Raw genomic sequence first — 1,054 nt, 5'->3', positions numbered from 1 at the left:
CACCATCGCCGCCGCGGCAGCCTGCTCGGCCGACCGCTCCCGCTCCGACTTCCTCATCTTCCTCTGATCCGCGCTCACAGCATCGGATGCCATCACTGTCCGTACCCATCCCGCCGGATTTCACCCCGGCGTGTCGGGCCAGAAACACCGCTCACGACACAGTCCCCGCCTGTACCGTCGCTGGGTGGGTCGCTGTCGAAGCCGAAGGACAGGCCGGAGAACCAGGAGCTGCCGCCGTCGAGGCTGTTGGACTCTTCGAAGAGGTCTTGGGGTGTGTGCCCGTCGACCTCGATTCGGCTGATGGGGTTTCCGCTGGTGAAGGCGTAGCGGTTGCCGGTCCAGGGGTCGGTCCCGAGGTTGAGGTCGGCGAGTGCCCCGTTGTAGGTGTCGCGGGTGGTGAAGCGGTTGAGGCCGGGGTTGTAGTCGCGGAAGCCCATGTCGTACGAGCCCGACGAGGGGTCCCAGCGTTTGCCGTTGTATCGGTAGAAGTTGTACGGCTCCTGGCCCGGGTTCTGCGCGTCCGGCTTGTCGATGCCGGTGAACGCTTCTTCGTCGTCCTTGCCGTAGGCGGTGTAGCCATACGTCGCCCGCGTGTCACCCGACTCCGAGGTCAACGTCTCCACATCGGTGTGCGGGTTATAGCCGTAGAACGAATCCTCGGTGACCTCCGGACCCGTGCCGTCGGTGTCGTGCTTGACCTGCGACAACCGCGCACCCCACGACGAGTAGGCATACGAGCGCTGGACCTGTCCGCCGATCTCCTCGGTGATGACCTTGTCCGACAGGCCCAGATAGGCGAACTCCGTCGTCTCCCCATCCGCCGTCTTCGTCGTCGTCCGGTCCAACGGGTCATAGTCGTAGGTCGTGGCGTCCAGGCCGCCGGTGTCGTTGATCTCCTCGTGCTCGATCGTGCGATCGAAGCCGTCATAGGTGAGCCGCTCGATCACCTGCCCCGCCGCGGTCACCGTGTTCAACCGGCCGTACGGGTCGTAGTTGTAGGCCGCCGTCGTGCCGGCGCTTGTCGCCGACAGCAAACGGTTGCGGTCGTAGTTGA

Annotated in this window: 1 protein-coding gene; it reads right to left on the bottom strand. The window is 65.1% G+C overall.

Features of this window, described 5'->3' with window-relative positions:
* Positions 1-92: 92 nt before the first annotated feature.
* Positions 93-1,054: RHS repeat-associated core domain-containing protein (locus D0C15_RS33870; protein ID WP_281270756.1), on the bottom strand; the 962-nt coding region annotated here is incomplete at its 5' end.

The sequence above is a fragment of the Amycolatopsis palatopharyngis genome (assembly GCF_003385185.1).
In the GTDB taxonomy this organism is placed as follows: Bacteria; Actinomycetota; Actinomycetes; order Mycobacteriales; family Pseudonocardiaceae; genus Amycolatopsis; species Amycolatopsis palatopharyngis.
The sequence above is the reverse complement of the archived record's forward strand: the minus strand, read 5'-3'. Positions and strand labels throughout refer to the sequence as shown.